At 71.3% G+C, this 6,842-nt stretch carries 7 protein-coding genes and 2 tRNA genes; 5 read left to right on the top strand and 4 right to left on the bottom strand.

Going from position 1 to position 6,842, the window contains the following annotated elements; genetic code table 11:
- Positions 1 to 128: 128 nt before the first annotated feature.
- Positions 129 to 515: a hypothetical protein gene (locus tag ABZW14_RS31955; protein WP_355354156.1), complete on the bottom strand. Its 387-nt coding sequence runs from the start codon at positions 513 to 515 to the stop codon at positions 129 to 131.
- Between the two features lie 275 nt (positions 516 to 790).
- Between ABZW14_RS31955 and ABZW14_RS31950 the strand changes: the two genes are divergently transcribed.
- From ABZW14_RS31950 to ABZW14_RS31935, 4 genes are all read left to right on the top strand, one after another.
- Positions 791 to 863, top strand: a tRNA-Asn gene (locus ABZW14_RS31950).
- A 250-nt stretch (positions 864 to 1,113) separates the two neighbouring features.
- The gene (locus ABZW14_RS31945; protein WP_355354153.1) at positions 1,114 to 3,234 is read left to right on the top strand and encodes an MMPL family transporter; all 2,121 of its coding nucleotides are present in this window, start codon (positions 1,114 to 1,116) and stop codon (positions 3,232 to 3,234) included.
- Positions 3,224 to 4,465, top strand: a complete 1,242-nt coding sequence (locus ABZW14_RS31940; protein WP_355354150.1) for an FAD-dependent oxidoreductase — start codon at positions 3,224 to 3,226, stop codon at positions 4,463 to 4,465. The genes ABZW14_RS31945 and ABZW14_RS31940 overlap by 11 nt, the downstream gene beginning before the upstream one ends.
- 118 nt (positions 4,466 to 4,583) lie before the next feature.
- Positions 4,584 to 4,660: transfer RNA gene (locus ABZW14_RS31935), tRNA-Ile, on the top strand.
- Positions 4,661 to 4,704: 44 nt separating this feature from the next.
- Here ABZW14_RS31935 and ABZW14_RS31930 read toward each other — a convergent pair.
- Genes ABZW14_RS31930 through ABZW14_RS31920 form a run of 3 tightly spaced genes read right to left on the bottom strand, consistent with a single transcriptional unit; the run spans position 4,705 to position 6,494 of the window.
- Positions 4,705 to 5,340, bottom strand: coding sequence for a GyrI-like domain-containing protein (locus ABZW14_RS31930; protein WP_355354147.1), 636 nt, complete (start codon positions 5,338 to 5,340; stop codon positions 4,705 to 4,707).
- Positions 5,324 to 5,857 (bottom strand): PadR family transcriptional regulator, encoded by a 534-nt coding sequence (locus ABZW14_RS31925; RefSeq protein WP_355354144.1) that lies wholly within the window; start codon positions 5,855 to 5,857, stop codon positions 5,324 to 5,326. Before ABZW14_RS31925 ends, ABZW14_RS31930 begins: the two co-directional genes overlap by 17 nt.
- Positions 5,858 to 5,861: 4 nt before the next feature.
- The gene (locus ABZW14_RS31920) at positions 5,862 to 6,494 is read right to left on the bottom strand and encodes a flavin reductase family protein (protein ID WP_355354141.1); all 633 of its coding nucleotides are present in this window, start codon (positions 6,492 to 6,494) and stop codon (positions 5,862 to 5,864) included.
- Between ABZW14_RS31920 and ABZW14_RS31915 the strand changes: the two genes are divergently transcribed.
- Positions 6,462 to 6,827 (top strand): hypothetical protein, encoded by a 366-nt coding sequence (locus ABZW14_RS31915; RefSeq protein ID WP_355354138.1) that lies wholly within the window; start codon positions 6,462 to 6,464, stop codon positions 6,825 to 6,827. The two genes, ABZW14_RS31920 and ABZW14_RS31915, sit on opposite strands and share 33 nt — an antisense overlap.
- The last annotated feature ends 15 nt before the right edge of the window (positions 6,828 to 6,842 follow it).

Genomic DNA, 6,842 nt, shown 5'->3' with positions numbered 1-6,842 from the left:
ATATTATTTTTTTAATTCCACCGCGCTTTTTTTTTTTTCTTTTTTATTTTTTTTGCGGGGGGGCTGTTGGCCCCCCCGGGGGGGGGGCCCCCCCCCCCCCGCGCCCCCCCGCCCCGCTCCCGGTGACGTCAGAGGTTGGTGCTCGTGCCGGACGACTTGGTGGCCGACGAGCTGGTCGAACTGGTCGAGCCCGTGCCGGTCGAGCCGGACTTGGCGCCGACGGCGGCCGGCGTGCCGGCGAACGGCTTGTCGGTATCGGTCAGCCCCTGCTTGCTGCCGTGGCCGTTGCCGGTGCCCAGCTTCTCGCCGAGCTTGGTCTGCCCCAGCTTGTCCTTGCCCTCCGAGTAGAGCCGGGTCGCCTGGGCCTGCGCGACCCCCGCCGCCTCCTGGACGGTCGGGTGGTCGAGCACCTTACGGCCCCGGACCACCAGCTCCTCGTACTTCTCCCGGCCGGCACGGGCGCCCAGGACGAATCCCGCAGCCAGCCCGCCAAGAAACATGATCTTTCCGCGCATGGCGGCTCCTTCCGTACCTGACGCGCCGCCGATCCCGACCGGGTGGTCCCGGGCGGGAGCGACCTTCTCGCGCCTGCGTTCTCTGTCGGCGGCTAACTACCCATCCTGCTCTCCGCTCATACCTCCGTGTGCCGAGATGGCGATTTGTCCGGTATTCTGATGCGGTCATCGGCCGGGGGAAGTCGTCGTAACCCCCTGGCGCACCACCCCCTGATGTCCTGTACTCTTGTCCCCGTCGCACGGCGCGGAGAGATCCGCAACCGCGCGGTCTACGGTCCCCCGTAGCTCAATTGGCAGAGCAGCCGGCTGTTAACCGGCAGGTTTTTGGTTCGAGTCCAAACGGGGGAGCTTCGCTCCACACAACGCCCGCCGGCCAACGCCGGCGGGCGTTTCTGCATGCGCCCGGCCCCGCCCCTCAATCCCGTTGATCATGAAGTTGGGGGCCGGCGGAAAGCCGGTTACCTGCCGCCAACCTCATGATCAACGCTCGGGTGGGCGGTGGTTTCCGCCCGCTGGTGCTGGTCCGCCCGGCAGGATGGTCGATGTCGACTTAGACTCGCGCTGCGTCGATTCCTGCGTCGATTGAGGGTGGATGGGAATGGCTGGGGGGCGGAGCCGCTGGACCGCGACGCTGATCGCGCTCGTCGTGGTGCTCGGCTGGCTGGTCGTCGGCGGCCTCGCCGGCCCCTACTCCGGCAAGCTCGGCGACGTCGCCACCAACGACAACGCCGCCTTTTTGCCCGCCGACGCCGAGGCCACCCGGGCGCAGGATCTCGCCGCCGGTTTCGTCGAGCGGGAGACCACCCCGGCGCTCGTCGTCTACGAACGCACCTCCGGCATCACCCCCGCCGACCAGGAACGGATCCGGGCCGAGGTGGCCCGGTTCGCCCAGGTGCCGGGCGTGGTCGGCCCGCTGCCCCCGCCGATCGTCAGCCAGGACCGGCAGGCCGTGCAGGTGGTGGTGCCGATCGACGCCGCCGAGGGCGAACAGATCGGCGCGGTGGTCGACCGGCTGCGGGAGATCGTCGGCAGCGACCGGGACGGCCTCACCGTGGACGTGGCCGGCCCGGCCGGCCTGCTCGCCGACCTCATCGAGGTTTTCACCGCCATCGACGGGCCGCTGCTGCTGGTGACCCTGGTCGTGGTGCTGGTCATCCTGCTGATCGTCTACCGCAGTCCGGTGCTCTGGGTCTTCCCGCTGCTCGCCGCCGGGATGTCGTACTCGCTGGCCTCGCTCTGCGTCTACGTCCTCGCCAGGAACGACGTCATCAAGCTCAACGGGCAGGCCCAGGGCATCCTCACCGTCCTCGTCTTCGGCGCCGGCACCGACTACGCGCTGCTGCTCATCGCCCGCTACCGGGAGGAACTGCACCGGCACGAGCGGCCCGGGGACGCCATGCGCGCCGCCTGGCGGGGCGCCGCCCCGGCGATCATCGCCTCCGGCGCGACCGTCATCGTGAGCCTGCTCTGCCTGCTGCTGTCCAGCCTCAACTCCAACCGGGCGCTCGGCCCGGTCAGTGCCGTCGGCATCGCCGCCACCCTGCTGGTGATGCTGACCTTCCTCCCGGCCCTGCTGCTGCTCGGCGGGCGCTGGGCGTTCTGGCCCCGGCGACCCGGGTTCGACCACGCCGACCCGCGCACCGAACACGGCATCTGGGGACGGATCGCGGGCTTCGTGGCGCGCCGCGCCCGTACCGTCTGGATCGTCACGGCGGTGGTCCTGGCCGCACTCGCCCTCGGGGTGACCCAGCTCGGCGCCACCACGCTCGGCCAGTCCGACCTGTTCACGAAGAGCACCGACTCGGTGGCCGGGCAGGACGTGATCGCCCGCCACTACCCGGCCGGCACCGGCAGCCCGGCCACCATCTTCACCAGGCAGGCCACCGCGGAGCAGGTCGCCCGGGTGGCGCAGGGCGTGCCGGGGGTGTCCTCGGTCCGGCCGTTCAGCCGGCAGGGGGCGGCCGGGCCGCCCGAGGTGGTCGACGGGCGGGTGCAGTTGCAGGCCACCCTCGCCGACCCGCCCGACAGCAACGCCGCCGAAAGCACCATCCGCGAACTGCGCGTGGCGGTGCACCGGGTGCCCGGCGCGGATGCGGTGGTCGGCGGCTTCACCGCCATCAACGTGGACACCGCCGACGCCTCCACCCGGGACCGCAACGTCATCATTCCGGTGGTGCTGCTGGTCATCGCGGTCATCCTGGCCGTGCTGCTGCGAGCCCTGCTCGCGCCGGTGCTGCTGATCGCCACCGTCGTGCTGTCGTTCCTGGCCACGCTCGGCCTCTGCGCGCTGATCTTCCGGCACGTCCTCGACTTCCCCGGGGTCGACCAGTCGTTCCCGCTGTTCGCGTTCGTCTTCCTGGTCGCGCTCGGCATCGACTACAACATCTTCCTGATGAGCCGGGTCCGCGAGGAGTCGGTGCGGCGAGGCACCCGAGCCGGGGTGCTCACCGGCCTGGCCGTCACCGGCGGCGTGATCACCTCCGCCGGCATCGTGCTCGCCGCCACCTTCTCCGCGCTCGCCGTGCTGCCGTTGGTGGTGCTCGTCGAGCTGGGCGTGGCGGTCGCCGCCGGGGTGCTGCTCGACACCATCGTGGTCCGCTCGCTGCTGGTGCCCGCGCTCGCGTACGACATCGGGCCGAAGATCTGGTGGCCCGGCCGGCTGTCGCGGAACAACCGGAACGGCGACCGGGCCGGGGCGGAGGTGGAGCATGCCCGCTGACACCGACGTGGTCATCGTCGGCGGCGGCCTGGCCGGCCTCGCCGCCGCCCGCCGGCTGCACCGGGCGGGCGTGCCCTGGCGGCTGATCGAGGCCGCCGACCGGCTCGGTGGCCGGGTCGCCACCGACGAGGTCGACGGCTACCTGCTGGACCGGGGCTTCCAGGTGCTCAACACGGCGTACCCGAGGCTCGGCGGCCTGGTCGACCTCCGCGCCCTCGACCTCGGCTGGTTCACCCCCGGCGTGCTGGTCCGCCGCGGCGGCCGGCTGGAACGCCTGGTCAACCCGCTGCGCGACCCGGCGAGCACGCCCGGCACGATGGCCGCCGGCGTCGGATCCCTGGTCGACCGGTTGCGCTTCGCCGCGCTCGCCACCGGCTGCGCCACCCTGCCGGTGGGCCGGCTGCTCAACGCGCCCGAGACCACCAGCGAGCAGGCGCTGCGCCGAGCCGGCCTCTCCCCGGCGTTCATCGAGGAGCTGCTCCGGCCGTTCCTATCCGGCGTGCTGCTCGACCGCGAGCTGGCCACCTCCAGCCATGTGCTGGCCGTCCTGCTGCGCGCGTTCGCCCGCGGCCGGATCGGGCTGCCCGCCCGCGGCATGGCCGCGCTGCCCGCGGCCATCGCGGCACCGCTGCCCGCGGAGCTGTTCGACCTGGACACCCCGGTCACCGAGGTCGCGCCCCGCCGGGTCCGCACCCCGGCCGGCGAGATCACCTGCCGCGCCGTCGTGGTCGCCGTGGACCCGCCGGCGGCGGCCACCCTGCTGACCCGGCTCCAGCGGGTACGCATGCACAGCTACACGACGTACTACCACGGCACCGACACCCCGCCGCTGGCCGAGCCGACCCTGCTCCTCGACGGGGATCGGCGGGAACTGGTCGCCAACACGGTGGTGCTCAGCAACGCGGCGCCCACGTACGCGCCGGCCGGGAGGCACCTGGTGGCGACCTCGGTGGTCGGCCCGCAGGCCCCACCCGAGCCGCTGGTCCGCCGGGAGCTGGACCGCCTCTACGGGCGCTCCACCGCCGACTGGACACACCTCGCGACCGTGTCGGTGCCGGACGCGCTCCCCGCCGCGCCGCCGCCACAGGGCCGGTTGCGCAAGCCGGTCGCGCTCGGCGACGGGCTCTACGTCGCGGGCGACCACCGGGACAGCCCCTCCATCCAGGGAGCCCTCGCGAGCGGCTGGCGGGCCGCCGGCGCGGTGCTCGCCGACCTGCGCGGCACGGGCTGATCGGACCGCCTGCGCGCTGTTATCCTCGCGTTGCTCATCGTGCCGGGCAGATCATCAACCCGGCCCGATGGGTGATGGCCGGTGATCCGTTGAGCGGGTTACGATCCGGCGCGGTAGCGGGGCGGTAGCTCAGCGGGTTAGAGCAGGGGACTCATAATCCCTCGGTCGCGGGTTCGAACCCCGCCCGCCCCACCACGCACATTCCCTGACCAAGGCGGGTCACGCGGGCAGAAGCCTGCCTAGGCACCGGCTGCGGCCGAGGTGGTGACGGGCTGCCGGAGAATCGTGCGCCGCTTGTCTGGGGCGACTCGACGGAAGTCGCTGAGATAGATCTCGTGGTGCAGGCCGGCCATCTGGAAGCCGTGGCCGGGGATGAACTCGTGATGCATCTGCGCAAGCACGTCGGCCTCGTCGTCGAAGGAGCCGACGTGCAGCGTCTGCACGCACCGCCCCTCGGACAGCGTCGCCAGGCGGACGTCATCGAGACGCGCTGACCGGTTCGTCACCCCGGCCTGCTCGATGGCCGTGGCGAACATGGCCTGGTCGATCCACTCCGGGACCATGAGCAGCAGCGTCCAGTTCCACCGCGACTTGTCCCGCGCCGCCGTGAAGGACTCCATGTCCTCGGCCCACCACAGACCTTCCAGGGGCGGAACGACGTAGTCGCGCCCGAGGTCTGTCTTGCTGGCGAACTTCAGCTTGTACGCCACCGGATACAGCGCTTCGACCGCGGTGGTGAAGGCGGGCGACGTGTTGGGGTCGCCGTGGCCGTCGATCGCGAGGTACCGCATGTCGGGCACGTCGATGATCCGGAACGCGTTCCGTTGTGCCTGGTAGGCGTCGAGGGCTCTCTTGAAGTCAATCTTGTTCGTCATCGGATACCTCGGCTCGGGTGGCGAGCCACTGCCGTTCCGCGAGCAACAGGCTCAGCGAGTACGAGAACACCTCGCGGGCCGCCATCGGGAGGGGAGTCGGTGCCTGCTGCGCCGCCTCGACCGCGGCGATGCGGGCCTCGACCTGCGTCAGCCGGCTGCGCAGCGCCTGCGCGTACTCCCGGGGTGAGAGCAGTGGCAGGTTGGCGAGGCCGACCAGCAGCGGGTGCGGAACCGGCCGTGCCTCCGTGATGAGAATCAGCGCGGTGCGCGCCGCCACGTCACGGCCTCTGGCGGTGGCGTGGAAGACGCGGCGGGACCTGGTGGCGGCGGGAGCGTGCGGGACGTGGAGGAGACCGCGCGTCTCCAGCTTGGCGAGCAGGTAGTAGATCGAGGAGAACCCGATGTCGGTCCACTGCCGAATGCCACGCTGCTCGATCACCTGCTCCAGGTCGTAGCCGTGCTGGGGGCGTTCGATGATCAGGCCCAGCACGGTCAGCTCGTTGGCGGTCAGCTCCACCACATCATTCTAGCGCTAGAATAGCCTCTGCCGTCTCCGACCGGTAGGTGTGCCCGAGTTCCGGGCCGAGGCCGAAGTAGTGCCGGAAGTTGTAGATCAGCGGGCGCCACGCGGTGGGGGCGACGTGGTCCGTACCGGGCACGACGATGGCGGGATCCGCGTGTACGCGTAGCACGTGCGCCTCGACGATCAGGAAGTCGCCGTGCAGGTCGGGGGTGATCCGCGCGGCCCGCGCCTCCAGTTGGAGCGGGCACTCCGCGACCCGTTGCGGTCGAACCAGCTCAGCCGGCTCCGGACGCAGCCCGGCGGCGGCGAATTTCGCCGGCTCGTACCGGAACGCGCCCCTCTTGCAGTCCGGAACCGGGTCTCGGCCGGTGAGCGAGGCGAGTCGCTCCACCGCCGGCCACTGCTCGGCGCTCGGCAGGTTGATCACGAGGTCCGGCCGCTCGCGCAGGTTGCGCGCGGTCTGCCCCTCCGATCCGAGGCCGAGCACCACGACCTGGCCGAGTGCCCAGGCCGACGACATGGGCGCGAGGTTGCTCGTCCCGTCCTCGTTCTCGGTGCTCAGCAGCACCACCGGCGTACCGAAGTAGAGGATCTTGGGTTGGATGGTCAGGTGGTCGTTCGTCCGGATCATGCCGGGAGGCTATGGGCGGGATGCTTCGGTGGAGGGCGAACGATCGCCGAATCGATCCACGTTCAATCCCTGAGGGCCCACAGGAAGGGGCGACCCACGACGCATCGCGACGACGCGGGCGAGCTGGTCTGGGACGAGGAGGACGGCGACGATCTCAAGCTCCTCGGGGCGTACTCGTCGGAGGCGCGCGCGCAGGACCGGATCGAGCGGGCCAGGACGCTGCCGGGCTTCCGCGACGAGCCCGACTGCTTCTTCATCGGCCACCAGACGCTGGACCGGGACGAGTGGAGCGACGGCTTCGTGTCCGCCCCGCGCCAGGATCGGGCCGACTAGGAGGACGGCGGGCGG

It is taken from the genome of Micromonospora sp. NPDC004551 (genome assembly GCF_040609975.1).
GTDB lineage: Bacteria > Actinomycetota > Actinomycetes > Mycobacteriales > Micromonosporaceae > Micromonospora.
The sequence above is the reverse complement of the archived record's forward strand: the minus strand, read 5'-3'. Positions and strand labels throughout refer to the sequence as shown.

Bases quoted from the DNA above. Each gene is read 5' to 3' on its own strand.
- ABZW14_RS31955 (WP_355354156.1), bottom strand. From the start codon at position 515: ATGCGCGGAAAGATCATGTTTCTTGGCGGGCTGGCTGCGGGATTCGTC.
- ABZW14_RS31945 (WP_355354153.1), top strand. From the start codon at position 1,114: ATGGCTGGGGGGCGGAGCCGCTGGACCGCGACGCTGATCGCGCTCGTC.
- ABZW14_RS31940 (WP_355354150.1), top strand. From the start codon at position 3,224: ATGCCCGCTGACACCGACGTGGTCATCGTCGGCGGCGGCCTGGCCGGC.
- ABZW14_RS31930 (WP_355354147.1), bottom strand. From the start codon at position 5,340: ATGACGAACAAGATTGACTTCAAGAGAGCCCTCGACGCCTACCAGGCA.
- ABZW14_RS31920 (WP_355354141.1), bottom strand. From the start codon at position 6,494: ATGATCCGGACGAACGACCACCTGACCATCCAACCCAAGATCCTCTAC.